This is a genomic window from Endozoicomonas montiporae CL-33, assembly GCF_001583435.1.
GTDB lineage: Bacteria > Pseudomonadota > Gammaproteobacteria > Pseudomonadales > Endozoicomonadaceae > Endozoicomonas_A > Endozoicomonas_A montiporae.
This window is the reverse complement of the sequence record NZ_CP013251.1, coordinates 1,622,117-1,647,617: the sequence shown is the minus strand read 5'-3', so window position 1 is coordinate 1,647,617 and position 25,501 is coordinate 1,622,117. Positions and strand designations below refer to the sequence as shown.

Below are 25,501 nucleotides of genomic sequence, written 5' to 3'. Positions count from 1 at the left end.
GAGCCTCCCAACCGGAGGTTTTTTTATGCCTTCAGGAAAGTCGTCCTGAATTAACCACACTCCAAAGGAGAGAACCTATGGCCACGGACTTTTTACATGGCGTTGAGGTCGTGGAGATTGATGGCGGAACGCGGCCGATCCGCACCGTCAAAAGCTCCGTGATCGGGCTGATTGGTACAGCGCCCAATGCCGACCCGATTCAATTTCCGGTCAATACACCGGTACTGATTGCCGGTAACCGCACGGAAGCCGCCGCACTGGGCGACGGTGGCACACTGCCGTCTGCTATTGATGGTATCTTCGATCAGGTGGGTGCTGCTGTTGTGGTGGTGCGTGTCGAAGAAGGGTCAGACGATGCTGACACTTTGTCCAATGTGATTGGCGGTGTAGGTGCTGGCGGTGAGTACGAGGGCGTTCATGCCTTTCTGGGTGCCAAGAGTATTGTGGGTGTTCAGCCCCGTATTCTCTGTGCGCCAAACTTCAGCCATAAAGATGCTGGCGGTGCCGAGTTGGTCGTGGTGGCAGAACGTTTGCGAGCTGTAGCGATTATCGATGGACCCAACACCGACGACGCAGCCGCCAAAACGTACGCTGATAACTTCGGCTCCCATCGTGCTTATCTGGTGGATCCGTGGGTAAGGGTTTGGGACACCAGCCTGAACGCCGAAACCGTTGAGCCTGCGTCTGCCAGGGTGGCGGGTATGATTGCCCGTTCCGACAACGAGCGCGGCTTCTGGTGGTCACCGTCCAATACCGAAATGCGCGGTATTATCGGCACAGCCCGCCCGGTTGATTTCGCGTTGGGCGATGTGAACAGCCGGGCCAACCTGCTGAACGAAGAGAACGTCAGCACCATCATCCGTGAAAACGGCTTCCGGCTCTGGGGTAACCGCACTCTTGGTGCTGATCCTCAGTGGGCGTTCCTGTCTGTACGACGTACGGCAGACATTATTCAGGACAGCATCCAGCGGGCGCACCTGTGGGCAGTGGATCGCAACATCACCAAGACCTATGTGGAAAACGTCACTGATGGCGTCAATGCCTATCTGCGTGAACTGAAAGCATTGGGCGCCATTCAGGGTGGTAAGTGCTGGGCAGATGCTGAACTGAATACCAAAGAATCGATTCAGGCGGGTAAGGTTTACTTCGACTTTGACTTCGGTCCTTTCAGCCCTGCAGAACGCATTACCTTCCGCAGCCACCTGAACAATGATTACCTGGAGGAGATCGTCGCATGATCAAGGACATCCTGGTCAATATGAACCTGTACTTTGATGGCGAGGATTTCGTCGGTCAGGCGCAGGAACTGTCACCGCCCAAAATCACTCCGAAGTTTCGGGAGTACATGGCGGGCGGTATGGGCGCACCGGTGGATATTCCCACTGGTGAAGTGGAAAAGATGGAAAGCGAGTTCACGCTCAACAGTTGCAGCCGTTCGGTATTGAAGCAGCTGAAAGTGGTACCGGGTGAAACTGTCCCTTTTGAATTCCGTGGGGCAACCGTCAGTCAGGACGGTAACAAGGGTAAGGTCGTTGTTACCCAGCGCGGTTTGATCAAAGAAACTGACTATGGTACTTGGAAGCCCGGCGACGACACCACCCTGAAAGTCGGTATGACCCTGCATTACTACCGGCTGACCATTGATCGTGAAGTGATTCATGAGATTGATCCGGTCAACCTGGTCTGCATTATCAATGGTGTGGATCAAACCGCCGAGTTGCGGGACGCGTTGGGTATTTAACAAACCCTGAAAACAAAAGCCCGGCTGCTGCAAACAGTCGGGCTTTTGATTCAAACCTTTCCAAGCCAAAGGAATGAACCATATGGAAGAGTATAAAACAAACGGGCAACTAAAGGTACAAGGCGATATGACTCCCCAAGGCGCAGACCGGGCTGGATTTATTGTCAGTTTGTCCACCTGGTTATTTGGTACAGCGGCTGTGATTGCAGCTATCTCTCTTTACTTTTAAACGAGACTATCAACATGAGCAAAAAAGAAGCCTTTAAACTGCAATACCCCATCGAAGTGGATGGCATTGAAACCGATACTCTGCATTTACGACGGATGACCGTTGCGGATCTGGAAGCGGTTGAGCATGAAAAAAACGAACTGAAACGGGGTACAGCTATTCTCGCCAGGCTGGCGAACATTCCACCGGCAGTAGTGAGCACCATGGACGTTGCTGACTTTGAGAAAATCTCAGAAAAGGCGGCGGGTTTTTTGGTTTAAAGCCGGATGAATTCCGGCCATTAATGGCTAACCTTGCGATCTTGTTTCACTGGTCACTGCCAGATATGAAGTCGATGCCACTGGAAGAACTGGTTGCCTTTCACAAGCTGGCACTGGAAAGGGCTCCAAAACACAATCGTTAATATCGGCTAATGTGTGTCGGCCCGCCTCGATCCTTACAGCCTTCGTCGTTCAGGCTGCCGTCTACCAGCAGTGTCAAACCAATACCGAATCCATAAACCAGAAAGCCCAACACAATAAACAGGAAGTCAATTTCCTTGAAGCCATAGAGAAGGAAATACGCCGCAACGACGGTGAACAAAAAACGAATGACAGTCAGCACTTTATTCATCGGGCATCCTTGTCTGATACGAGGTTTGAATACGAGCCTGAACACTAAGGGATTATTATAGCATGGCCGATACCAAGCTCTCCGTGATTATTCAGGCGGTGGATAAAGTCACGGCTCCAATTCGGAAAATTACCCGCAGTACCGACAAGTTCTCTGACAGTCTGGGCAAGCAGACAAAGGCCTTGTCACAACTGAAAGGACATCAAAAAAACATTGATGCCCTGAAAGCACTCCAGAGCAAGCTAGGGTCTACAGCGTCGGAACTGGACAAGGCGCGACTGAGAACCTCGCAGCTGGCAAAAGAGTTACAAAAAACCAGCAAGCCCACCAAGAAACTTCAGCAAGAGTTTGAACGCTCCAAGAAGAAATGCCAGAAGTTGGCGACGCTGCACCAGACCTTACGCAATGAAACCCGGGAGATGCGCGGCGAGTTGCGCAGCGCAGGCATCGACACCCGACATCTGGGTCAGGCCAACGAACAGGTCGCCGGTAAAATGGGTAAGCTCGGCGACCGAATGAAGGCCATTGAACAACGATCCAAAGCCCTGAGCAAAGCCGCCGAGAAATACGACCGTGGTCTGCAACGATCTGCCAACATGATGTTTGTGGGAGAGGCTACAAGGCGTGTCGGGCAAAGCTTTACCAACATTCTTAGAGCACCACTCCAGCAAGCCATTGATTTTGAGTCGGCGATGGCAGACGTGCGCAAGGTGGTAGACTTTGACACGCCGGAGCAATTTAAAGCCTTTGGTAATCAGCTCAAGGAAATGAGCAAAACCATTCCCATCACCAAGGAAGGCTTGGCAGAGATTGCCGCCGCCGGTGGTCAGCTGGGTGTGAATCGCAATGCTTTGCCTACCTTTGTTGAAACCGTGGCGAAAATGTCCACCGCTTTTGACATGCTGCCGGAAGAAGCAGGCGACGCCATGGCGAAGCTGGCTAACGTTTACCAGATCCCTATTTCTGAAATGGATAAGCTGGGTGATGTTATTAATCACCTGTCGGATAACACGGCAGCGAAAGCCCGCGATATTGTGCCTGCACTCCAGCGTATTGGTGGTACAGCAAAAACCTTTGGCTTGTCTGCCCGGGAAGCGGCTGCGTTAGCCGATGCCTTTATTGCCCTGGGCAAACCACCTGAAGTGGCCAGTACGGCTATCAATGCTCTGTTAATTAAACTCCAGACAGCAGAGCAACAGGGCGCAAAGTTTCAGGACGGACTGGCAGAACTGGGCTATTCGGCCAGCGACTTGTCAATGGCCATTGGTGATGATGCTCAAGGAGCGCTGAGTGATTTTCTGGAAAGCGTGTCACAACTGGATAACCAGTCACGGGCAGGCGTACTGGCTAACTTGTTTGGTACCGAATACGCAGACGACATATCACTGCTAACCGGTAGCCTTGAGCAGTACCAAAAAGCCGTCCGGCTAACCAATGATGAAACACAGTTTGCCGGTAGTATGCAGCGGGAGTTTGATAACCGTTCCAACACTACTGGCAACAAGATCCAGCTGATGCAGCAACGCTGGCAAGCCCTGCAGGAGCGCATCGGACAAGCCCTGCTGCCGGTACTGGAACGATTGATGCCCAAGATTGAGAACATTATTGAAGGCATCAACAAATTTGTGGAAGAAAGCCCCGGCATGACCACAGGTATTGTCAGCCTGATCGGGGGCATTGGTACCATTGCCCTGATCACTGCCCCGGTGATTACCGCCATTGCTGCATTGACTGGTGCAGTAGCGATGCTCGGATTCACAGCGAAAAAAGCCAGTCTGCAAATGGGCGGGGCTGGTGTTGGAGGGATAGGCTCTGCTGGCGGCAAGGCAAGAAAAGGCGGGCGACTTGCCCGTGCCGGTAAAGCCATGGGTGGCAAACTGGGACTGGTCGGCGCAGGGATTGGAGCGTTAAGTGTTGGCTCTACTCTGATGAACAGCAACCTGAGTGCCGGAGAAAAAGCCGCCGATGTTAGCAACACGGCAGGCAGTATTGGCGGTGCTTTAGGTGGTGCGAAACTGGGTGCCGCTTTGGGAACAGTCATCGCCCCCGGCATCGGTACTGCTGTTGGTGGCGTACTCGGCTCCATCATTGGTGGCGTTGGCGGTAGTATGCTGGGTGATAAAGTGGGCAGTCTGTTTACCGGCGATGATACCGAACCTGAAAAAGCCGTTGCCAGTAATCTACCCAAAACGGGAGCCGCCGCAGCTGTCACCGCTGCACTGGTGGCAACACCCGCTGTAGCTGCACCAGCACCTATTACCCAGCAGCAAATGACCACCGTCGAACGCATCCAGATTTACCAGCGACCGGACGAAGACGCCGAAGCCCTGACCGAGCGCATTATGGAACGGATCGACGAGAAGAACGCCTATCAGGAACAGGGAGCCCAGCACGATGAGTGATGTACTAATGACTCTGGGCGAGTACCGTTTCAGCGTAAACACGGCAGCGTACAAAACTCTGCAACGTTCCAGCCGTTACCAGTGGCAGGCACAACAGCGAGTCAACCGGAAACCCGCCCAACAGTTCACCGGACCCGATGCTGACACTGTTCACCTGGAAGGTGAAATACTGCCCCACTATAAAGGCGGCCTGAAACAGATTGACGCTATGCGGGAACAGGCAGGCAAGGGCGAGCCTTTAATCATGACCGATGGTTTGGGTAACGTGTGGGGCAAGTGGTGTATCACCCGCATCGAAGAAACCCGGGGCGACCTGCTAGCCAATGGCGCGCCCCGGCATATTCGGTTCAGACTGGAACTGGTGGAGTATGGGGAGGATCGACAAGGGAGCTAATGGGGTTTAGACTCATGACTATGAATACACAACAACGCTTTGAACGGTTCGAGCATAACTTTGCCGCTTTTGTCGGTGGCGACCTGACTCGTAGTGAAGATGTGATCAATACCTGTCAGGACTTCTACCGTCATATGACATCCAGCCTTGAGAACCTGATGATCAGCATTCCGGTTCTATCTGACGAGGATCTGGAGCAAAGGATTGATGACCTTGAAGCCAATGAGAAGATGATCAACAAGGCCTATAAGCCTCTTCGCAAAAGGGCAGAGAATAAATTAGTCAAAGCTGCCTCTTATAGTCCTCATCGACGCGGGGAAGTTGAGTCTGTTTTAAACCACTTCCTAAGCCATAGCTATTCCATTGTTGAGATTATGCGGGATACTCGAATGGCTCTTGTTTGCGTGCTTTCAGAACGACAAAAAGACCACCCTCCCGTTGCCACCTTCAGGGAAGGGGACAACTTTGACGAAGTATTTGACTCCTTATAACAATGATCAAACTTGATTTTCATCCAAGGTTTCAGAAGCAGTTAAAGAAGCACGTACCCTCAAGCTTACACAGCAAAGTCAAAGACAAGTTGAAGACATTTGTTGCCAACCCTCAATACCCTTCCCTTAATTTTGAGTCAATGACCGGTTTTCCTGAATGTTACACAATCCGGGTAAACCTCTACTGGCGAATACACCTCAGAAAGCTGGAAGAAAATCACTATCAGGTCTTTTCAGTCGAGACCCACGACGCCTACAAGAACCGGTCTCTTAAAAGCCGCAGTAAAAAGAAAACCCATTAATTACAGGGACTCCCCATGCGTTACCGTACACGCGACGGCGATATGCTCGACGACATCTGCCTGAAGTATTACCAGCGCACCGACGTATTACCACAAGTGCTGGCGGCTAATCCCAGACTGGCGCAGATGGGGGCTGTGTTGCCGGCAGGGGTTGTTATTAACCTGCCTAATATTGCCGCGCCGAAAGCTGAGAAAGAAGTGAGGTTGTGGGACTGATGCAGCCCGTATTTACTCTTGAAGCCGACCGTCAGGACATTACCAATGCCATTAAGGATCGGCTTATCTCCCTGAGCGTGACAGACGAATCAGGTATCCAGTCTGACACACTTGAAATCAAGCTCGATGACCGTGACCGATCTGTACGCTTACCGAGAACCGGTGCCGAACTGTTCCTGCATCTGGGCTACCGTAACGACAAGCTCAGCCCGATGGGTTTGTTTATTGTGGACGAGCTCAACATGGAAGGCCCACCTGACACGCTCACCATCCGGGCAAGGGCTGCTGATTTCAGACAAAGCCTCAAATCCCAGAATACCCGAAGCTGGGAGAACGTCACCCTCGATGACTTAACCCGCACCATTGCCGGCAACCATCAACTTGAGCCGGTGATTGCTGAAACATTGAAAGACAAAACCATTGCCCACATCGACCAGACTGAAGAGTCGGACTTACACTTCCTCACCCGACTGGCCAGACAGTACGACGCGGTCAGCACAATAAAAGAAGGACGATTACTGTTTGTTCCCAAAGGACAAGGCCGCACCGCCAGTGGTAAAGACCTGCCTGCCATTAGCCTGACACCCGAACAACTCACCCGTTACCGCTTCACCATGACCGACCGGGGCAAGTACACTGCCGTCATCGCACACTGGCATAACAGCGCCACGGCTCAACGGGTACCCGTTAGAGTGGGAGAGCCGGACACCAAGCCCGTTTACACCTTGAGAGGCCAGCACCCTGACGAAGAAGCGGCAAAAGTAGCCGCCCGCTCCAAGCTGGACAGCCTTCAGCGCGGTACCCAAACTGCAAGCCTGACCTTGCCGGGGAATCCATCTTTGCGAGTAGAGGGGAAATTGACCCTGACAGGATTCCGCAATGGGGTTGATGGGGAGTGGGTTATTAACCAAGTGACACATAAACTGGGGAGGAGTGGGTTCGTGACTTCGATACGGGCGGAGAGTGTGGGTTAAAGAAAAGCCCGGAACTAACCGGGCTTCTTTTTAACAATCAAGCTGCTTGCTTTTTTCAGTTTTCTTAGCCGTTGCCTCAACCTTATCAAGGGTTTTAGCCCACATAGACTTTAGAGTTTTTAGCTCTTTCAAAAGCTCTGTATCAAACTCTTTGTGATTCATTTCGGTGTCTCTTCCATTTAACCCAACCCGTACAACCGCTTCTTACGCTCAACCACTTTCGAAACATCTTCCTGACTGAATGAAGCGATTACCTCTTCAGCTTCCTTACTGATATTGAACGCCACTGGCTGACCAGCTGCTTCTTCTGCCTTCAGATGTTCCTGATAAGCCTTGTCTGCCAGAAAACCCACTCGATCCAGCAGCTTGTAAATCTTGTCCATGATTTGAGTTGGGTTCATTGTCAGGTTCCTTCCTTCTGTTCAAATTACAACCATAACGGATGAGGTTGTTGAATGAAATCTGTAATCTTAATAATTCACGCCGATAATCCTAGACAGGAAATAAGTCAAGCTGATAAGTTGAATTCGGAAGGATTATTATTGACGGTCGAAGAATTATAAGTACTATAGCCCTTCCTGGGGAGAGTACGATGAGTTATACAAGAGAGCAAATTAAGGAGCGGGCTAACGGTTTAATACGTAGCCTTGATATCGGCGATCAGATTCCCGTTCCAATAGAACAAGTTGCAACTCGCCTTGGATATGGTTACGAGAATTTCTTACCTGATGAGTCAACCAGAAATGTTGCTGGTGCTGTCAGCCACTCGCAAAAAATGATTTACCTCAATGATGAGGACTCAGCCCGTAGACAGCTTTTCACCCTTGCTCATGAGCTGGGTCACATTGTCTTGCATTTTGATCCAACCAATCCTGACCAGAACTTTGTTGACTACCGGACGCCCGGACCAAAAAACACCAGAGAGAAAGAAGCTGATATGTTTGCAGCTGAGCTGCTTATGCCAGAGCAGCATTTCATAAACAGCTGGGCTCATTGGTCTGGAATTGCTTCTCTGGTAGCAGCCGACTTTGCAGTCAGTGAATATGCTGCAGAAGTAAGAGCCAGAGTACTCGGTTTGATGTAATTTTAAGGAGGCCAAGGTTGGCTGAGGTAAACGACAAGGATACGTTATTCTCTTCTCTTAAGAGACAGTCACAAGCTGCCAGAACCTCTCTGATACAGAATGCTCAAGCAGAAGCATCAACAGAACTAAAAAGCATCCAGCAAGAACAGCTTGAATGGCATCGATCCAGAAGGAAGCACCGAGAAAAATTCGATAAAAAAATCTACGTCCTGCTCTGCATACAAGTGGGCTTCCTGATGTTGCTTATGTTATGTCAAGGGTTCAGACCATTCGGCTTCCAGCTAAGTAATTGGGTATTCGGCTTCTTCATCAATGGCAGCCTGATCTACACCTACGCCATTATCCGCTACATTGCTTCAGACCTGTTTAATGGCAAGCACGAGCTGTTGAAACCGGAAAAGGTTGGCACCAATCGGCAAGATCCCATCTTGTAACGCTGGGCATCCTGCCCGGCCTTTCCTCACTCCACCCACTCTTCAAACCAGTAGCTTGGTTCTTTGAATGCCTGCCTGATAATGCAGTAATCCCGCCTGATCTCTGCCCTGACGATGCCGTCGGCTGTTAGATATTTGATGACAGCTGGCGCGTCAGAGATATCTCGCTTCAGCCCCGGTGAAATCGCCAGTCGTTGCTTGAATTCATTTTGGTCTAATTGTTCCAGGTTCATGGCTTCCACGTGAATTGCCTTTGCTTTGTCCAGCAATACTGCCAGATCTTTATCAGGCAAGTGAACCGCATAACTGAACAACTCCCTCGCCTTGCGAAACATACCCTTATCCATATGCCTCAAGCGACTCATCGCCTTAGCCCTTTCCCGATCCCGCCCGACCAGCTCGTCCAGAGAAATGTCAAGGCTATCAGCCAGTTTAACCAGCTCGGTCAGGTTCTTTGGTTCTCTCTCTCCATTGAGCCACCGTGAAACGGTTGATTTCTCCACGTTTATCTCCTCGGCTAAATCCTGATCTTCCCAGTTCCGTGACCGAATTATAACTCTTAGTGACAGCGTAAACGGTTTGTACATTCATAGCTCCGCCCCCATCTGTTATTTTTGGAAACATGGTCTTGTCAATGGCTGAACTGCCTTTCTTCTTTGATCTGGGTCAGCTTTTTCACCAAAGTTGCCAACCTGGCAACTACGATTTGAAAACTGACTCACATCAATATTTCTCCGTTCCTTTGTTGACACACTGTAACTACGCGCAGGCCTCGCGACACTGACGTCATAACAAATACAGGTGTCGTATGTTCCAGAAACGAAAAAACCGCAGCTCAAAGAGTGCGGTTCTGATGTCCATATCGTATTCAACATGGAGCCTCAGCTCTGGGGAACAGAGCTGGTTAGAAAGTGGTGCCGGGACGCTGATAAGAGTTGCTAGCACTCCCCACTGCTTTCCGCCTCCCTGCAAAGCAGCAAGGCACGGCTTGACCCACCGTTCACGGTTTTTTATCCATGGACGCCCGGCATAGAGTGCCGTTTGTCCTGATGGGTGGCTCCCACCCAGCAACTGTTATCAGCAGCGCAGGGGTGATGGGAGCCAGTTTGGCGCATAGGCCAAACAGTCGTCAAGGGTAGCTTAATTTAATTGATGAGAAATTTTCTAACGCCTTGTTAGAGAGCCGCCGAAGGCTTGTCTTGTAAAAAGTGAAATCAGGTTTTCCCTAAAACCCTTTAGAACCAGATGGGCGGGGAAATCTGGAAAATAAGACTCGTTTGATCAGTCGGTTGAACTGGGAATGTGTGATAGTGACTATGGCTTCAGTTACAAATTGACTAAGAAATAGTCAAAACTTGATAGATTCGAAACTTGTGAGATAGTGGTAGCAATTCGAAGTTATACGACAGAATGTAGAAAATAATACTGTTTTTATATACAGTAGTTTCGGTAAAACAGGAGTACAGGATGGATAATAATAGCGCCGAACGGTTGGATACCAAGAGTCTCAGTATTTATATTGAGAGCATGGAATTCCTGTTAAAAATAGCTGCAAGAGAATTAGAGTCGGAAGCCAAGGCTCACGAAGATAGTAAAGATATGTGTCGAAGACCAAGAGCCAACGAGTTAAGGTGTATTTGCAAGCAGTTACTATCGCCATTTGCCTCTGATCGTAAATGAGTTCTTGCCGGAAGCTGGCGTGTTTCATAAGATATGCGCCCAATTTTCTTTTCAGGTTTGTCTCATATTTTTTATGTGTACATACCTGTGTACACAGTATGAATTTAGAGTCATGTCAAATACCTCATTAGCCGATGAAATAAGGCTTAGACGCACATTTGCTATCATCTCCCACCCTGATGCGGGTAAGACCACCATTACGGAAAAGCTGCTGCTTCTCGGCGGAGCTATTCAGATGGCAGGCACCGTTAAGGGTAAAAAATCCGGACGTATGGCGACTTCTGACTGGATGAAGATGGAGCAGGAGCGCGGCATCTCCATCACCACCTCGGTGATGCAGTTTCCCTACAAAGGTTGCACCGTCAACCTGCTGGACACACCGGGGCACGAAGACTTCTCGGAAGACACCTATCGCACACTGACAGCCGTTGACAGCTGCCTGATGGTGATCGATGGCGCCAAAGGTGTCGAGGATCGCACCATTAAGCTGATGGAAGTCTGCCGACTGCGCGACACCCCTATTTTCACTTTCGTCAACAAGATGGACCGTGAAGTACGGGATCAGATCGAAGTGCTGGACGAAGTCGAAAGCATCCTTAAAATCCAGTGCGCGCCGATCACCTGGCCCATCAGCATGGGCAAGAGTTTCAAGGGTGTTTATAACCTTTACACCGATACCATTCATGTATTTACTCCCGGTCAGGGTCACACGGTGCCGGAAGACATCCGCATTCAGGGACTGGACAGTGATGAAGCCCGTGAACTGCTGGATGAAATCTACGACGACTTCGTGGAAGAAATCGAACTGGTTCAGGGCGCCAGCCATGAATTCGACCTGGAAGCCTACCGGGCTGGCCGCATGACACCGGTCTTCTTTGGTACCGCACTGGCGAACTTTGGTGTGCGTGAAATGCTGGATGACTTCGCCCGCTGGGCTCCCGCGCCGCTGCCACGTCATACCGACGAACGTGCTGTTGAACCTGCGGAAGACAAATTCTCCGGCTTCGTTTTCAAGATTCAGGCCAACATGGACCCGAAACACCGTGACCGCATCGCCTTCCTGCGTATCTGTTCCGGTAAGTACACCCGCAACATGAAGATGAAGCATGTGCGTATTGGCAAAGACGTTAAAATCGCCGACGCTGTGACCTTCCTGGCGGGTGACCGTTCTCATGTCGAAGAAGCGATGTCCGGTGATATCATCGGCCTGCACAACCACGGCACCATCCAGATTGGTGACACCTTCAGTCAGGGTGAACTGATGAAGTTCACCGGTATTCCTCACTTTGCTCCGGAAATGTTCCGCCGGGTGCGCCTGAAAGATCCGTTGAAGCTGAAACAGTTGCAGAAAGGTCTGCAGCAGTTGTCGGAAGAAGGTGCCACCCAGCTGTTTATGCCGGTCAATAATAATGACCTGATTCTGGGTGCGGTGGGTGTTCTGCAGTTCGATGTGGTTATGCGTCGCCTGAAAGATGAATACAAGGTAGAAGCCCTGTACGAGCCGGTGAATGTTAATACTGCACGCTGGATTGAATGCAGCGATGAAAAGAAGCTGGAAGAATTCAAACGCAAATGCGCCGAGAATCTGGCCATTGATGGTGGTGGACACCTGACTTACCTGGCACCTACACGGGTTAACCTGTCTCTGTCGCAGGAGCGCTATCCGGACGTTAACTTCCGAACGACTCGCGAGCACTGATAATGGCAGGGAACAGGCTGGCTTTTCCTGCCTGTTCCTGACTGATTCAATAATGGTTTTATGTAGTACAACTGTTCAAAACTCTGCGTCACTGACTGTTTTCACCTAATCTTTACTCTCCAGTCCCCTCCCGGAGCCTATATGAATGAATTTGTCTCGGTGTCTGATAAAGACAAAGTCCAATCGAGTAACCTTGGTGCTCGCCAGATCATCGAACCGCTAGGCCTGCTACTGTTTCTGGTTCTGTTTTTCGGTTACGTGGGCTCAGAAATGGGTCTCACCAATATGTTCAACACGCTGTTCAGCACGGCCCACGACCTGTTGCTGCATACCGTTCTGTTCCTGATGGGTATCACCGTTCTGGCCGGAGCCCTGAGCCGGCTCCTGACTGAATTTCATGTCATCGGTCTGCTGGAGCGACTGCTGATGCCACTGATGCGCCCCCTGTTCAACTTACCCGGCCGGGCCGCCATGGCCGCCATGATGACCTTCTTTTCTGACAACCCGGCCATCATCAGTCTTGCCAAAGACAAACGCTTTAGCAATAGCTTCAAACCTCACGAGCTGATCTCACTGACCAATTTTGGTACCGCTTTCGGTATGGGTTTGATCGTCATCACCTTTATGGCAACGCTGGAAAGCGGTTCGGATCAGAATTTCCTGCAGGCTGCCCTGGTGGGACTGGCAGGCGCTATGGTCGGCGCCATCATTTCCACCCGTCTGATGCAACGCCTGACCGCTTCTGACGTAAAAGCCATCAAGCTGGATGAGCTGAAGTCACAAAAATCCGAGTTGCTTGAAGAACACAACAACAGCCCTGTCTGGCTGCGTGGTCTGAATTCCATTCTGGACGGCGGTAAAAGCGGCGTGGAAATGGGCATGGCCATTATTCCCGGCGTACTGATTATCAGTACTGTTGTCATGGTTCTGACCTTTGGCCCGTCTGCGGAAGGTTATACCGGTGCTGCTTACGAAGGGGTTGCCCTGCTGCCTAAGCTGGCAGGCGAACTGTCCTGGCTGTTCCAGTTGCTGTTCGGCTTTGACCACCCCGAGCTGGTAGCCTTCCCGATTACCTCGCTGGGTGCCGTGGGTGCAGCCATGTCACTGGTGCCAAACTTTATTTCCCAGGGCATCATCAGTGAAAGTGATATTGCTGTGTTTACCGCCATGGGCATGTGCTGGAGTGGTTACCTGAGTACTCATACTGCCATGCTGGACACTCTGGGTTTTCGAAACCTGACATCAAAAGCCATTATTGCTCACACCGTTGGCGGACTCTGTGCCGGTGTTGCTGCCCGATACATTTATCTGCTGACCCAAAGCCTGTTCTGATTATTAAGACACAAAACCATTCTCGTCACTCTCAACAAGGTGTTCTATGACGTTCACCTTGTTGAGAGATTGCTGGGAAATTGTTGGGAGATCGTTTCGCACACCTCAATCGAAGGCAATCAGTGCGACATATGTCCATGAGGATCTTTGGAAAGCGTCTCCATCAGCGGCTTGACCGGCGCGAGAATATCAATGGCATCTGAATCTGAGAAATGCAGTGTCAGCGGCACTTTCTCGCCCTCTTTCAATGTCTTTTTCAGCCCCATGATCATAATGTGATACCCACCGGACTCCAGCTTCACCACTTTATCAGCTGGCAGTACCAAATCCTCTACTTCATACATCATCATCTTATTGCCTTCATGGCGATGACCATGAATCTCCACTCTTTCGGCGACACTACTGTCCACACTGACCAGCCTGATATCGTCTTTACCAACATTTTTCAGCGTCATAAACGCTGCGGTATTGGTTGAAGTCGGCGGAACAGCTCTGGCCATAGCATTTAAAATCACCACATCTGCAGCGTTAACCGAGCTGATGCACACAGAAAACAGCATTCCCAAAAGGGAGGCTTTTACAAAGCGAGATAAACCAACCAGACCCATCATTTACTGATTCTCCAACTCAAAAACCATTGTTCTTATTAATTGATCGGACTCCACCACTACCCGAGCCAGCCAGACCATATTCCGGTCAACGGGGCAAAAGGTGATCATTGCTTCGCCCCTGTAGAACCAGAAATTTGTGGAGTGCTCCAGAAGCTCAAGATTATGAGGCATCAGCCCCATAGCCATATCCCTGCCAATAAACTCCATACTCACCGATTCAGGCTTGACCCCAACAATCTTCACATCAATCTGCAAGGGTTGGAGTACTGGCATAGTATAAGGCTCAATGAACAGTTCGATGGTACCATCATGAATATCCAGCCGGCATCCTGCCGAGACACGACAGAAAGTACGGTGGAACTCTCTGGCTTTATCTTCTGACGATAACAGTGTTCGTTGTTGTAATAATCCGGGAACCACCACCAGCGCTGCCATCGAAGCCAGCACCAGCAGTGCACATCCATACTGCTTATAATTCATGCGGTAGATTATACGCACAAATACCCATAACATTAAACGACCATGAACCAGCAACCCGCTTTAATCGACAGCCACTGCCATCTCGATTTTTCTGAATTTGATCCGGATCGGGGGCAAGTCATCACGAACGCCTTTGAACAAGGCATTAAGGGCATTTGCATACCGGGTACTGAGTCAGCACGCTGGTCATCACTGTTACAGCTGTGCCATGAAAACAGGCATCCGGTGCAACTCTTTCCGGCACTGGGAATACACCCATGGTTTGTGGAACAGCATCAGCCGGATGACCTGCTCCTGCTGGAAAAAAACCTCAAGACCAACCCTCAGATTGTTGCCGTGGGTGAAATCGGGCTGGATTTTGCCGTGCAAACCGTCAGCCATGACCTTCAGACCGTCTGGTTCTGTAAACAGCTGGAACTGGCCCGACAATTCAGTCGCCCGGTGATTCTTCATGCCCGCAAAGCTCACGACCAGATACTGAAACAACTGAGACTAAACCCGGTCAAACAGGGCGGCATTGTGCATGCTTTTTCCGGCAGTGAACAACAGGCTTACCAGTACATTGAACAGGGCTTCTGTCTTGGCTTCGGTGGCAGCATCACCTACCCCAGAGCCAGCAAAATAAGAGCTCTGGCAGCTTCCCTGCCTTTAAGTGCCATAGTACTGGAAACTGACGCACCCGATATGCCACTGCACGGCTTTCAGGGACAACGAAATGAACCCACAAGGCTGACTTTAGTACTTGATGCTCTGGCAGAGCTTCGCTCTGAAACAGCAGCAGACATTGCTGCAGCCACTCAACACAACACCCGCAAAATACTCTCACTTCCCAACCCCAGCTACGCTTAAATCAGACACGACTGGCAGGGAAGCCAATGAAAACAGAACCAAAAGCGCCATTACAGACGACACAAACGCCTCCAACACCAGAGCAAGCCAATAAAAGCGCTCAGTCCAAAAAAGCAGGGTGGCAAGGGTGGCGTATAAAGCTTGATTCTTTCGCAAAAAAATTTCTTCCGCAGATAAAACCTTCTCGCAATTCGCGCCCTGTTCGCTCTTACCAAATCACAAAGGTTGAAACTGATCCGTCAAATTCCAAAACAACGTTCAAACAGCTGTTGGAGCAAACTACAGCAACGATACAAAGCAAAACCCCCTATTTCCTTTCAAAGGAACAAAGCCAGAACATAGCCTCCGCTTTTCTGGTGGCTAATGGTTTAGCAGTTTATACAACACCTTCAGACAAAGAGCGCACGGACTTCACAATAAAACCTGTAAAAAACAAAACAACCGAGCAACAACTGACTGCAATGAATGCTATGATCAATCGGGCAACGCTTTCTGAAATGATAAATTTCCATACGCAGGATAATCTTGTTATTCCCCGAAAACACGGTGTACTCAAAGGCACACGTCAGCTTATCTCCGGACAGAAAAGGCGATTTAATGGCAAAGCAAAACGACATAAAATTGATGATATCCCCGCTTTCACCAAAGCCTTAGTCAGGATGAGTGAAAAGCTGTCAAACCCTGAATCTGTTTATGTTGTCGTTTTTCAGGATGGGTCGCCGGAAAATTCCGGCCATGCAGCGTTGGTCATTGGAGGAAAAGGTGGGCAAGGAAATAAGCCGCAGTATGTCTCACACCTGGGGATGAGGGAGTCTGCACTAAGTGGTATAAAAGCTACCCTCCCCGGCTCTTCAATTACGGCTGCCAGTCATACATTTCAGGAAGATTGCGTGCAATTCGGTATTCCTGACTATGTGGTCGAGCTGAAAGGGCTGGACCGGGACAAAATGGTCAGCCATATGAATTCAACCAAGGACAAAGGGTACAACCTCACCCGTTATAACTGCTCTACCAAAGTCGGCAACCTGCTTCTGGCAGGCTTGCCAGAGCAGCACCACAAAGGCATTCACAAGCCCCATGGTTTCTGGACGCCTTACGATGTTACCGTAATGGCGCAACAACTCTGGAAAGAGGAACTGACCCGTTCGGTAAAACCCTGAAAGAGCTTCTATTCTAATGGATCTCTGCCCACCAACAGCAGGAGTCAGTGGCTATGCACAGCCTTGAAGAGTTCCTGAGCTTTACCTTTACCGAACACATGATCAGCGCCCGACACCGGGACACTTTCGCCTGGGTTCAGATGAATAAGGGCATTCGCAACGTGTTTGTCGCCTCCTCACCGGACTATAACCCTGTTCAGGTGACTGCCTTTCGAGAAGACGACGGACAGAGAATAGTCAGCCTGCAGATGGCTGACGACGGCTCTGCATTATTGTTTATCAGAGGGGAAGGCAAAAATGAGCTGAATGAATACCCCAACCCTCTATCGCTCAATCAAGCCCCGGTACAAACTCTCTGGTACCTGAATCTGTCAGACAACCACAGCGCTCCGAAAGCGTTGACAGAAACCGGGCTTGCCTGCTTTCGCCCCGGCTCTGCCTATCTCTATTACACCCACAACAAGCGCCAGTTGATGCGCATAAACCCGGAGTCAGAAGCAACAGAACCAGAGCAGGTTCTGGAAACCCGTGGAACCATTGCAGAGCTGAGCTGGTCGGAACAGGGGGACTGTCTGGCTATGGTGATCAACCGCTATCGTCACGGCTTCATTGGGCTGCATTATCCGGATGAGGAGGCTATTCAATGGCTCAGCCCAAGCTTTGACCGTGATATTAATCCGGTCTGGTCACCTGATGGTCAACAGCTGGCCTTTCTTCGCTGTCATGGCACCAAGCCCGATATTGTTGATTTCTGGCTCAGTGATGCCCCTGATCGTTTCGAATTGATGGTGGCTAATATCAATTCCATGAAAACACGGTCTTACTGGCAATGCCCCGAAGGCTATGGCCTATCTCTGCAGGAAGGCAGCCGACCTCTCCTGTGGATTAACGACACTCAGCTGGTATTCAGCCACGAAGCCAGCGGCTGGGACCATGTCTACCGCCTGGATCTCGACCGACGGCAAGTTGCAGCCCTGACCTGTGGCAAATATCTGGTGCACAGTTACGCAGCTGACCGGAACAGCGGCTGGTTGTATTTCACCCATAACGACAACACGCCGCATGGTTACTGCCTGTCCCGTTTGAACCTGAATTCCGGACATACTGAAAGCCTGCATTCCATGCTGCCCGATAACAGCATTGTATTTAATCCCACACCCGTCGCTTCGGGCTCTGCCCTTGGTTTTATCCTGTCGGGTCCCAGACAACCACTGATTGCCTCTGTTGTTAAAATGGATGAATCATCGCTGCAACGTTTTGGGCAACCGGTTTATGAATCTGGCTGCACACGCTTTACCGACGTCGAAGGGCTGAGCATTACTTCCAGAGATGGCCTTGAGATTCCCTGTCAGCTGTTTATGCCGCAAGGGGCAGGCCCTTTCCCAGGGCTGGTGACTATGCATGGCGGCCCCTGGTGTCAGACTCTGACCGGTTTCAGCAACTAGGAGCCTGTCGGACTTAGCCGACCGTAGCGAGAAAAAGACCGGTTTGAGACAGTTTTGACGATCATTTGAGGCGAATAGCGAGCTATTCAACGAAAAGGATCGTCAAAAATGGCCAAATCCGGCTTTTTCGCAGTAGGTCAGTGGTAAGTCCGACAGGCTCCTAGGTTGGCTTATCTTATGTTTACGCCTGCTGCCAGTATCTTGCCAGCAGGGGGTTTGCCGTATTGGCGGTAAACTACCGCGCCAGTTCAGGCTACGGCAGAGCATTCAGACACCCTGTCAATTATTGCTGGAACGGCAATTCTGAATATCAGGATATTGTGGCGGCCGGTGAGTGGCTCGCAGGCAGGGCAATATAGATGCTAACCGTATTGGTTTGTGGGGGAAATCCTATGGCGGTTATCTTACCGCTATGGGACTGGCTCGAAACAGCAATCTGTTTAAAGCCGGAGTCGATATTGAAGGCTGCCATCACTTCCCCCGGGAGTTTCGGCAAAAACACTGGAACTCCAGCAAGTTTGAGCTGACCGCACCGGAGGATATGGATGAGATTCGCGCCCGATCACAGCGTGCTTTGGAAAGCTCGCCCTGGCACTACCTTGACGGCTGGACATCGCCGGCATTGCTGATTCATCCGGATGATGATCGCAGTGTCCATTTTGAAGAGTCTCAAAGGCTTTATCACGCCTTGAGAGAACGGAATGTTGAAGTCGAAGGGCTGGCGATTCCTGACGAAGTTCATACATTTCTGACCCACAAGCCCTGGATAAGCAGCTACCAACGGCTTTCTGATTTTTTTAAACGTCACCTGAAGCCCTGAGATGCACAGGAAGGGCTTGCCCTTCCCTTATTGCTGCAACCAGATACTGATATCAACTGCGTCGCTGTTGCTTTTTCAGTGCTTTTTTAGCACGTTGACGCACCATTTTCTGTTTCAGAGGGGATAGCTTGTCAATGAAGAGTATGCCGTCGAGATGATCTATTTCGTGCTGAAAAGCTTCAGCGAGAATACCTTCCCCTTCCATTTCATAAAACTCACCATGACGATCCTGCGCCCGAACCTTAACCCAACCGGCCCGCTTGACCGCCGCCCAGCAACCAGGCAGAGACAGGCAACCCATCTCCATCGTCTGTTCACTGGCTGAATCAATGATCTCGGGATTAACCAGCACCAGTGGCTGAGTGTGATCAGAGGTTACATCAATCACTGCAACACGGATATCCAGCCCCACCTGGGTGGCAGCCAGACCGGCACCATTCACCTCATACATGGTTTCCAGCATGTCATCGATGATCTGCTGAAGGTCTGCGCCAAAGTCCGAAACAGGTTTTGTCGGTCGTCTCAGGTTGGGGTGAGACTCATCCACCAGTTGTAATAAAGCCATTTGTATTCTTCTGCCAGTTTCCCGAGATAATCACTACACAACTATAGACAGGCTACCTGAATGTGCATGTTATATTGACTCAGTGCAACTGCGACGGCAGGCGCTCTGCCCATTTCTGTCGAGCCACCTGCTGCATATCCACCACTTCATCGCTTTCATCAACAATTTCACGCCCCAGCAGCGTTTCGATCATATCTTCCAGAGTGACAATACCCCTGATATCGCCGTATTCCGTGACAACCATGGCAATATGGTTGCGCTGTTCCAGCAAGGTCGACATCAGTCTGGGCAGGGATTCGTTTTCCAGTACGGCAATGATCGGGCGTTTGAGCTCACCCAGGGTTATGCTTCCACCGCGTTGATGATAGGCCATGAGAATATCGTTTTTCATAACAAAGCCATTGATGTCATCCGGCTCATCGCTATAGACAGGGACTCTGGAGAACGCATTATCAGGACAAGTTTGCAAATAGGTTTCTGCATCCATAGATTCAGGCAGAGTAAACAGCACAGAGCGAGGCGTCATGATCTCAATGATTTTCAGATCCCTGAACCGAAGCATGTTTTTCAACAAATCCGACCCGGTGCCCAGAAGCGCCCCTTCCTCCTCACCAATATCAGCCATGGCGCTGATTTCTTCGCGCAGGTAATCGTTCTTTTTGTGCTTAGGCGTCAACTGCCGGGTCACCTGTTCTGCCAGCCAGATTAACGGCATCTGCAACTTGACCAGAAAACCGACACAGACAGCAGTATAAGGTGCCAGCTTATGCCAGCCGTTGGTGCCAAGGGTTTTAGGGATAATTTCCGACACAAACAAAATCAGCACTGTCAGAATCGCAGCAAACAAGCCTACGGATGCATCACCAAACACGGTGGCAGTCTGCGCCCCTGCCCCGGCTGCACCAAACGTGTGAGCAATGGTATTAAGGGTCAACACTGCAGCCAGAGAACGATCCAGATTATCGTGCAACCATCTGACCTTGCCAGCCCAGCAGCTTTGCTTTTTTTCCAGATTAATGACGTAAGCCGGGGTGAGATGATGAAGAACCGATTCGAACACGGAACAGAAAAACGATACCACCAGGGCAATCGCTACAAACGCAACGAGCGCTACCACAAACAACTCCAGAGACAGATGATCAGCTCGGTGCATTGTAACGCCTAATAAAATCCGTTGACGACCCTGAAAGACCAGTTGCAGAAGAAAAAAGGGATGGAGTAGATAGTGCCTGTCCGAAAACCCACAAACACTTGAAAACAGCAGCCTGTAGCCCCATATAGTACTCGAAGATTTTCCAAAACAGGCTGTTTCCACATTTATGCGCCAAACCATCAACCCACAAATGCAGTTGGGCGAAGTTGATATCTCCGCCATCACGTTTAATCCCAAGTCCAGAGACGACATTCCCCGTCTGCTTCGGGGGCTGCAACATATCTGGATAACACCTGATCTGCGACACAGGGTTTTTCAGGTGCTTGAGAACATGATTCCTGCCAGTCGGCACAACGGTCGTCCCGGTATGGACCTCTGGAACATTCTGGTTTTCGGCACTCTGCGCCTTGTCACTAATTGTGACTATGACCGCTTGCAAGAGTTGGCTAATGAACATGGGACATTACGGAAAATGCTCGGTCACGGCCCATATTGTACCCATTCCTACCACATACAAACATTGCAGGATAACATCAGCCTCTTCACACCGGAGATACTGGATCAGATTAACCAGGTCACGGTGGATGCAGGTCACCAGCTGGTTAAAAAAAAGATGAGCCGCTACATGGCCGTGCCGATTCCTTCGTAGTCAAAACCGATGTCCATTTCCCCACGGATATCAGCCTTCTGAGCGACGCTTGCCGTAAAAGCATTGAGTTTGCATACGCTCTCTCCAATCAGTACCAGCTTCCGGGCTGGCGTCAGAGCAAATATCTTAAAGACCAGCATCGCAAACGCTACAACAAGGCTCGAAACCTGAAGCATTCCAGCGCAACCTGTGAACTGAAACAACAGCAGCGGCAGCACGACATTGAAATGGCTCACCTTGAGTACATAAAGTACAGCCTTTCAATTGTCCGCAAAGCTGAAACGACCTTGTCCTTGCTGTTGAAAAAAACAACCGGATGAGCCAAGGCTGGAAAACCTCAAATACCACATAGCCCACAGCCGTCACCAGATAAACCTGATTTACCGACGGGTGATAGAACATGAGCAGATTCCCCATAATGAGAAGGTGTTCTCAATCTTTGAGCCTCATACAGAATGGATCAGCAAAGGCAAAGCCGGAACTCCGGTTGAACTGGGGTTACGGGTCTGCGTGTTGCAGGATCAGTTCGGTTTTACTTTGCATCATCAGGTCATGCAAAAACAAACAGACGACCAGGTTACAGTACCTATGGCCGAGGCTGCCAAAAAGCGGTTCCCGACATTAAGCCAGGTGAGCTACGACAAAGGCTTCTGGAGTCCGGGCAATCTTGAAAAGCTGGAAGTTCTTCTGGAGCATTCAGTTCTTCCCAAGAAAGGCAGGCTGTCAGCCAATGACAAAAAACGGGAATGCCACCCGGAATTTATCCGGGCAAGAAGGAAGCACTCAGCCGTTGAATCCGATATCAACGCACTGGAAGCGAATGGTCTCGACAAATGCCCGGATAAAGGGATAGAAGGCTTTGAGCGGTATGTCGCACTGGCTGTTGTCGCCAGCAACCTGAAGCGGTTGGGTAAAATTCTGCTGACCAGAGATCGTCAGTAGCCTTTCAGTCAGGCTCCCGTCAGTTTACTTTTGATCATGCCAAGCATGAGAGATTACTGTGCTCGTAGATAGTCGAATCAGGTTGTATTTTGAGCAGCGCAGTACAAAAAACATCCTTTGTTCGTCTGGTAACTGAAATCCAGCCGTTATCAACTTCTGTCGGCCAGGAACGACTGCCATTTTTCAGAGGTTTTCTGACAGGCACTAGATACGTATCAATCTTTTTAGAGAGGAGCGAAAGGCAAAACTTGAACGTAAGGCATAAAAAAAGCCTGCAAAACTGCAGGCTTTTCAAAATGGTCGGGGTAGAGAGATTCGAACTCCCGACATCCTGCTCCCAAAGCAGGCGCGCTACCAGACTGCGCTATACCCCGAAATGTACGGCTTATTTAGACTCGAACCACGAGCAATCTCAGCAAGAGAAAATGGTCGGGGTAGAGAGATTCGAACTCCCGACATCCTGCTCCCAAAGCAGGCGCGCTACCAGACTGCGCTATACCCCGAATTGTACGGCTTATTTAGACTCGAACCACGAGTAATCCCGTAAGGAGAAAATGGTCGGGGTAGAGAGATTCGAACTCCCGACATCCTGCTCCCAAAGCAGGCGCGCTACCAGACTGCGCTATACCCCGAACTGTGCGGTTTGTTTAGACTCGAACCATGAGCAATCCCGGAAAGAGAAAGTGGTCGGGGTAGAGAGATTCGAACTCCCGACATCCTGCTCCCAAAGCAGGCGCGCTACCAGACTGCGCTATACCCCGAATTGTGCGGTTTATTTAAACTCGAACCACGAGTAATCCCGGAAAGAGAAAATGGTCGGGGTAGAGAGATTCGAACTCCCGACATCCTGCTCCCAAAGCAGGCGCGCTACCAGACTGCGCTATACCCCGTATTTGTCTTCAGAAACCAAGCCCTGCTCGACAACGGCGGCTAATCTATCAAAATGATTTACGTATTACAAAAGTATTAACCGAAAAAAATGAATAATTCAGATGATCAGTGCCCTTTTACTGATGTTGAGCGTATTGCTTCATCTATATATAAGCCGCTTATCGGGCAGTAATAGCTTCTGAATGGCACTTCTCAATCAGCTCAGCTTCTTCTGCAAGCTGACCAACCTGTGAGCATTCCGATGACATCAGGTTCATACTGCAAGGTAATACGGCTGACTCCTCAGCCTGTGCAGAAAGCACTTTACGTTCAACCCTGCGAATATACAGAAAACCACACACTAAAGAGACAATGGCAAAAACAACGCCACCAAATGCTTGCCCGAGAAGAACACCAATAGCGCCATACCAGTGTGCAACAAGCCAGACAAAAGGCACTGTACCTAAAATGGCTCTCCCCCAGTTCAGCAGACTTGAATAAATGGCCTTGCCCAGATTAATCGGGATAGGGTGGAGCCTCGCGGCTCCACTCCTCCCACAACACCCAGCGTACGGGTCCGTACTGGGCGTTTCGGTTAGTTAAGCGTCTACCATCAGCACAAACATGACAATGGAAGGGTCAGTGATACAAGACATATGACTCACACCACCCGCCGGGCTTTTGTAATCCTGTAATGCCGATATAGTCTCAGCTCTTATGACCTTGCAGCTTTCGGTTCCGCCGTCACCGCTTGGCATGAGCACCAGTGTTTGCTGGCCTTTGTCTGCGTCCGATATATCGAGAAACAGAAACTAATCACCGCTCTAACCGTTCAGGCCTTCACTGACTTCGCCAGCTACTATGCCGTCTGCTGACTTCTGTATGGCGATCAGGACATCTTACGATGACCTCAGTCTGAAATATCAGACACCAGACAGACCTCCCGAGGTAAGTTACACCGCCTTCCCTGCACAACTGCCGGATTTACTGTCCGAGTGTCCGGATGAGTATGGGACTTCGTCATCACATGCTGACTCGTCCTCACGCAGACAGCCTCATATCCGATTTCTATTCGTCAGCTCGCAGTTTTGCTCCACACTGCCTTCAGTCTGCACCTCGCGATACAAACCTTGTGCTTCGCTAGCCCGAATATTTCATAAAAGGAGGCAAGTTCCGCCCAATCACTTGATATAATTGGGTCGACCAAAAGAAAGCTTCGGAAGAAGCAAACCGGAACTTGCCATGCCCAAATCTACACAAGAACAGCTTCGTTTTCATCCCTCAAATGGAAAAACCATCCGGGCAGACTTCAATGGTGGGGAGTTATCTTCTGACTTTGGCACTCTGCTGCTACGGGAAACCATTCTGCAGAGCGGTCTTATCTGCAAAATGACTGATGCCATCAATGACAGACGCCATCAATCCTATATCGACCACTCCCTGAAAGAACTTCTGGTTCAGCGGGTTCTGCAAATGGCCTGCGGCTATGAAGATGCCAACGACAGTAACCGTTTGCGTAAAGACCCTATGTTCAAACTGGCCACTGGTCGCAATCCGTTGGACAGCGATAACCATCTCGCATCAGCGCCCACTTTTACCCGGCTGGGACAATCTATGACCCGCTCCGACATTTACAGGATGGCTGAAGCATTTGTGCATCACTTTATCAGCAGTTACAAGCTGCCACCTCCGGTGATCGTTATCGATCTTGATCATACACCGGCCATTACTCATGGTGGCCAGCAGATGAACCTGTTTAATGCCAAATATCAGGACTACTGCTACTTGCCCCTGATGATTTTTGAGGGACTCAGCGGCAAGCTGATTACGGCGATTCTTCGTCCGGGGAAAACCCCAACGGGCAAGGAAAATGCAGCTATTCTCGAACGGGTCATTCGGCTGCTTCGGAAAAAGTGGCCGAAAACCCATCTACTGGTTCGGGGAGACAGCCACTTCGCTCAACCAGAGTTAATGTGGGTGGTTCAGAATGCCCCTCATTCGGATTATGTCTTGGGCAAAGGTGCAGGCCACAAAACGGCTTTGCGGCCAAAAGCCAAAGAGTTGTTGGATGAAGCGCGTCAAGCTCTGAAGGTCAAGACTGAGCTGGCAAGACTGAACAACATGCCAGAACCTGATCGGCTCAGACTTTACGGGGAAGCAGAATACCAGGCCAAGAGCTGGAAAGGTCTCGATACCCGGATAATTTACAAGGCGGAGGTCAACCAAAAAGGCGACAACCCTCGTTTCATTGTGACGTCGATGAAGGAAGCTTCTCCAGAGGTAATTTATGAAGAGCTTTACTGTCCAAGAGGACAGGATGAGAACTTCATCAAACATCTGAAAAGTGATCTGTCCGGCGACAGATTG

General features: G+C 50.2%; 29 protein-coding genes, 5 tRNA genes and 2 pseudogenes. 21 read left to right on the top strand and 15 right to left on the bottom strand.

Translation table 11 applies throughout. The annotated features are described in order from the left end of the window. The first annotated feature begins 77 nt into the window (after window positions 1-77). The 5 genes from EZMO1_RS07305 (at window position 78) to EZMO1_RS25385 (ending at window position 2,373) form a co-directional block, all read left to right on the top strand. Window positions 78-1,238 carry a phage tail sheath subtilisin-like domain-containing protein gene (locus EZMO1_RS07305; RefSeq protein ID WP_034874420.1) on the top strand — a complete coding sequence of 387 codons (1,161 nt, stop codon included), beginning with the start codon at window positions 78-80 and terminating at the stop codon, window positions 1,236-1,238. Next, complete coding sequence (locus tag EZMO1_RS07300; RefSeq protein WP_061509344.1) at window positions 1,235-1,741, top strand: phage major tail tube protein; 507 nt, start codon at window positions 1,235-1,237, stop codon at window positions 1,739-1,741. The genes EZMO1_RS07305 and EZMO1_RS07300 overlap by 4 nt, the downstream gene beginning before the upstream one ends. 82 nt (window positions 1,742-1,823) lie before the next feature. After that, the gene (locus tag EZMO1_RS26585; RefSeq protein WP_160174037.1) at window positions 1,824-1,970 is read left to right on the top strand and encodes a hypothetical protein; all 147 of its coding nucleotides are present in this window, start codon (window positions 1,824-1,826) and stop codon (window positions 1,968-1,970) included. Window positions 1,971-1,984: 14 nt separating this feature from the next. Continuing rightward, window positions 1,985-2,230, top strand: coding sequence for a phage tail assembly protein (locus EZMO1_RS07295; RefSeq protein ID WP_034874424.1), 246 nt, complete (start codon window positions 1,985-1,987; stop codon window positions 2,228-2,230). A 23-nt stretch (window positions 2,231-2,253) separates the two neighbouring features. Next, window positions 2,254-2,373, top strand: a complete 120-nt coding sequence (locus EZMO1_RS25385) for a GpE family phage tail protein (RefSeq protein ID WP_082211852.1) — start codon at window positions 2,254-2,256, stop codon at window positions 2,371-2,373. Here the strand turns inward: EZMO1_RS25385 and EZMO1_RS07290 are convergent. Next, on the bottom strand, window positions 2,370-2,582 hold the full coding sequence (locus EZMO1_RS07290) for a hypothetical protein (protein WP_061509342.1): 213 nt from the start codon (window positions 2,580-2,582) through the stop codon (window positions 2,370-2,372). The genes EZMO1_RS25385 and EZMO1_RS07290 overlap by 4 nt on opposite strands. A 62-nt stretch (window positions 2,583-2,644) precedes the next feature. On the opposite strand from EZMO1_RS07290, the gene EZMO1_RS07285 reads away from it, so the two are divergent. Genes EZMO1_RS07285 through EZMO1_RS07260 form a run of 6 tightly spaced genes read left to right on the top strand, consistent with a single transcriptional unit; the run spans window position 2,645 to window position 7,361 of the window. Continuing rightward, complete coding sequence (locus EZMO1_RS07285) at window positions 2,645-4,984, top strand: phage tail tape measure protein (protein ID WP_061509340.1); 2,340 nt, start codon at window positions 2,645-2,647, stop codon at window positions 4,982-4,984. Next, window positions 4,977-5,378: a phage tail protein gene (locus EZMO1_RS07280; protein WP_034874428.1), complete on the top strand. Its 402-nt coding sequence runs from the start codon at window positions 4,977-4,979 to the stop codon at window positions 5,376-5,378. Before EZMO1_RS07285 ends, EZMO1_RS07280 begins: the two co-directional genes overlap by 8 nt. 14 nt (window positions 5,379-5,392) lie before the next feature. Beyond that, window positions 5,393-5,869 (top strand): hypothetical protein, encoded by a 477-nt coding sequence (locus EZMO1_RS07275; RefSeq protein ID WP_145912521.1) that lies wholly within the window; start codon window positions 5,393-5,395, stop codon window positions 5,867-5,869. Window positions 5,870-5,871: 2 nt separating this feature from the next. Next, a complete protein-coding gene (locus EZMO1_RS07270) occupies window positions 5,872-6,171 on the top strand; it encodes a type II toxin-antitoxin system RelE family toxin (protein WP_034874432.1) in 300 nt (99 codons plus the stop codon). Between the two features lie 15 nt (window positions 6,172-6,186). Beyond that, window positions 6,187-6,387 carry a tail protein X gene (locus EZMO1_RS07265; RefSeq protein WP_034874434.1) on the top strand — a complete coding sequence of 67 codons (201 nt, stop codon included), beginning with the start codon at window positions 6,187-6,189 and terminating at the stop codon, window positions 6,385-6,387. Beyond that, on the top strand, window positions 6,387-7,361 hold the full coding sequence (locus EZMO1_RS07260) for a contractile injection system protein, VgrG/Pvc8 family (RefSeq protein WP_034874435.1): 975 nt from the start codon (window positions 6,387-6,389) through the stop codon (window positions 7,359-7,361). Before EZMO1_RS07265 ends, EZMO1_RS07260 begins: the two co-directional genes overlap by 1 nt. A 30-nt stretch (window positions 7,362-7,391) precedes the next feature. Here EZMO1_RS07260 and EZMO1_RS27765 read toward each other — a convergent pair whose 3' ends face one another. Together EZMO1_RS27765 and EZMO1_RS07255 are read right to left on the bottom strand one after the other, a co-directional pair. Continuing rightward, window positions 7,392-7,523, bottom strand: a complete 132-nt coding sequence (locus EZMO1_RS27765; protein WP_269077863.1) for a hypothetical protein — start codon at window positions 7,521-7,523, stop codon at window positions 7,392-7,394. Window positions 7,524-7,540: 17 nt separating this feature from the next. Beyond that, window positions 7,541-7,762 carry a hypothetical protein gene (locus tag EZMO1_RS07255; protein WP_145912520.1) on the bottom strand — a complete coding sequence of 74 codons (222 nt, stop codon included), beginning with the start codon at window positions 7,760-7,762 and terminating at the stop codon, window positions 7,541-7,543. A 191-nt stretch (window positions 7,763-7,953) separates the two neighbouring features. Here EZMO1_RS07255 and EZMO1_RS07250 point away from each other — a divergent pair, with 191 nt between their 5' ends. Together EZMO1_RS07250 and EZMO1_RS07245 are read left to right on the top strand one after the other, a co-directional pair. After that, a complete protein-coding gene (locus EZMO1_RS07250; RefSeq protein ID WP_051789708.1) occupies window positions 7,954-8,445 on the top strand; it encodes an ImmA/IrrE family metallo-endopeptidase in 492 nt (163 codons plus the stop codon). Between the two features lie 17 nt (window positions 8,446-8,462). Then, window positions 8,463-8,879, top strand: a complete 417-nt coding sequence (locus tag EZMO1_RS07245; protein WP_034874439.1) for a hypothetical protein — start codon at window positions 8,463-8,465, stop codon at window positions 8,877-8,879. Window positions 8,880-8,905: 26 nt separating this feature from the next. On the opposite strand, the gene EZMO1_RS07240 is transcribed toward EZMO1_RS07245, so the two are convergent. Further along, the gene (locus tag EZMO1_RS07240; protein ID WP_236631990.1) at window positions 8,906-9,382 is read right to left on the bottom strand and encodes a helix-turn-helix domain-containing protein; all 477 of its coding nucleotides are present in this window, start codon (window positions 9,380-9,382) and stop codon (window positions 8,906-8,908) included. 1,289 nt (window positions 9,383-10,671) lie between these two features. On the opposite strand from EZMO1_RS07240, the gene EZMO1_RS07230 reads away from it, so the two are divergent. Both EZMO1_RS07230 and EZMO1_RS07225 read left to right on the top strand, forming a co-directional pair. Next, entirely contained in the window at window positions 10,672-12,258 is a 1,587-nt protein-coding gene (locus EZMO1_RS07230) for a peptide chain release factor 3 (RefSeq protein WP_034874443.1), read from the top strand. Window positions 12,259-12,399: 141 nt separating this feature from the next. After that, window positions 12,400-13,590, top strand: a complete 1,191-nt coding sequence (locus tag EZMO1_RS07225) for a nucleoside recognition domain-containing protein (protein WP_034874445.1) — start codon at window positions 12,400-12,402, stop codon at window positions 13,588-13,590. Between the two features lie 119 nt (window positions 13,591-13,709). Here EZMO1_RS07225 and EZMO1_RS07220 read toward each other — a convergent pair whose 3' ends face one another. Beyond that, entirely contained in the window at window positions 13,710-14,201 is a 492-nt protein-coding gene (locus tag EZMO1_RS07220) for a copper chaperone PCu(A)C (RefSeq protein WP_051789711.1), read from the bottom strand. Then, a complete protein-coding gene (locus EZMO1_RS07215; protein ID WP_145912519.1) occupies window positions 14,202-14,681 on the bottom strand; it encodes a hypothetical protein in 480 nt (159 codons plus the stop codon). Between the two features lie 42 nt (window positions 14,682-14,723). Here EZMO1_RS07215 and EZMO1_RS07210 point away from each other — a divergent pair, with 42 nt between their 5' ends. From EZMO1_RS07210 to EZMO1_RS07195, 4 genes and pseudogenes are all read left to right on the top strand, one after another. After that, entirely contained in the window at window positions 14,724-15,530 is an 807-nt protein-coding gene (locus tag EZMO1_RS07210; protein ID WP_034874449.1) for a TatD family hydrolase, read from the top strand. 26 nt (window positions 15,531-15,556) lie between these two features. After that, a complete protein-coding gene (locus EZMO1_RS07205; protein ID WP_034874452.1) occupies window positions 15,557-16,690 on the top strand; it encodes a hypothetical protein in 1,134 nt (377 codons plus the stop codon). A 53-nt stretch (window positions 16,691-16,743) separates the two neighbouring features. Continuing rightward, window positions 16,744-18,135 carry a S9 family peptidase gene (locus EZMO1_RS07200; RefSeq protein WP_034874454.1) on the top strand — a complete coding sequence of 464 codons (1,392 nt, stop codon included), beginning with the start codon at window positions 16,744-16,746 and terminating at the stop codon, window positions 18,133-18,135. A gap of 224 nt (window positions 18,136-18,359) precedes the next feature. Further along, a pseudogene (locus EZMO1_RS07195) lies at window positions 18,360-18,955 on the top strand (alpha/beta hydrolase family protein). Between the two features lie 52 nt (window positions 18,956-19,007). Here EZMO1_RS07195 and def read toward each other — a convergent pair. Together def and EZMO1_RS07185 are read right to left on the bottom strand one after the other, a co-directional pair. Continuing rightward, entirely contained in the window at window positions 19,008-19,520 is a 513-nt protein-coding gene (def, locus tag EZMO1_RS07190; protein WP_034874458.1) for a peptide deformylase, read from the bottom strand. A 79-nt stretch (window positions 19,521-19,599) separates the two neighbouring features. Beyond that, entirely contained in the window at window positions 19,600-20,673 is a 1,074-nt protein-coding gene (locus EZMO1_RS07185; protein ID WP_051789713.1) for a CNNM domain-containing protein, read from the bottom strand. 166 nt (window positions 20,674-20,839) lie between these two features. Between EZMO1_RS07185 and EZMO1_RS25375 the strand changes: the two are divergent. Next, window positions 20,840-22,264, top strand: a pseudogene (locus EZMO1_RS25375) (ISNCY family transposase). Window positions 22,265-22,561: 297 nt separating this feature from the next. Here EZMO1_RS25375 and EZMO1_RS07170 read toward each other — a convergent pair. The 7 genes from EZMO1_RS07170 to EZMO1_RS26580 form a co-directional block, all read right to left on the bottom strand. Next, a tRNA-Pro gene (locus EZMO1_RS07170) sits at window positions 22,562-22,638 on the bottom strand. Window positions 22,639-22,690: 52 nt separating this feature from the next. Beyond that, window positions 22,691-22,767, bottom strand: a tRNA-Pro gene (locus EZMO1_RS07165). Between the two features lie 52 nt (window positions 22,768-22,819). Next, a tRNA-Pro gene (locus EZMO1_RS07160) sits at window positions 22,820-22,896 on the bottom strand. Between the two features lie 52 nt (window positions 22,897-22,948). After that, window positions 22,949-23,025, bottom strand: a tRNA-Pro gene (locus tag EZMO1_RS07155). Window positions 23,026-23,077: 52 nt separating this feature from the next. Then, window positions 23,078-23,154, bottom strand: a tRNA-Pro gene (locus tag EZMO1_RS07150). A gap of 159 nt (window positions 23,155-23,313) precedes the next feature. After that, a complete protein-coding gene (locus EZMO1_RS07145; RefSeq protein ID WP_034874462.1) occupies window positions 23,314-23,592 on the bottom strand; it encodes a hypothetical protein in 279 nt (92 codons plus the stop codon). A 141-nt stretch (window positions 23,593-23,733) separates the two neighbouring features. After that, window positions 23,734-23,892, bottom strand: coding sequence for a hypothetical protein (locus tag EZMO1_RS26580; protein ID WP_160173990.1), 159 nt, complete (start codon window positions 23,890-23,892; stop codon window positions 23,734-23,736). A gap of 436 nt (window positions 23,893-24,328) precedes the next feature. On the opposite strand from EZMO1_RS26580, the gene EZMO1_RS07140 reads away from it, so the two are divergent. Beyond that, window positions 24,329-25,501 (top strand): IS1380 family transposase (locus EZMO1_RS07140; RefSeq protein ID WP_222842209.1); only part of this gene is annotated, 1,173 nt, incomplete at its 3' end.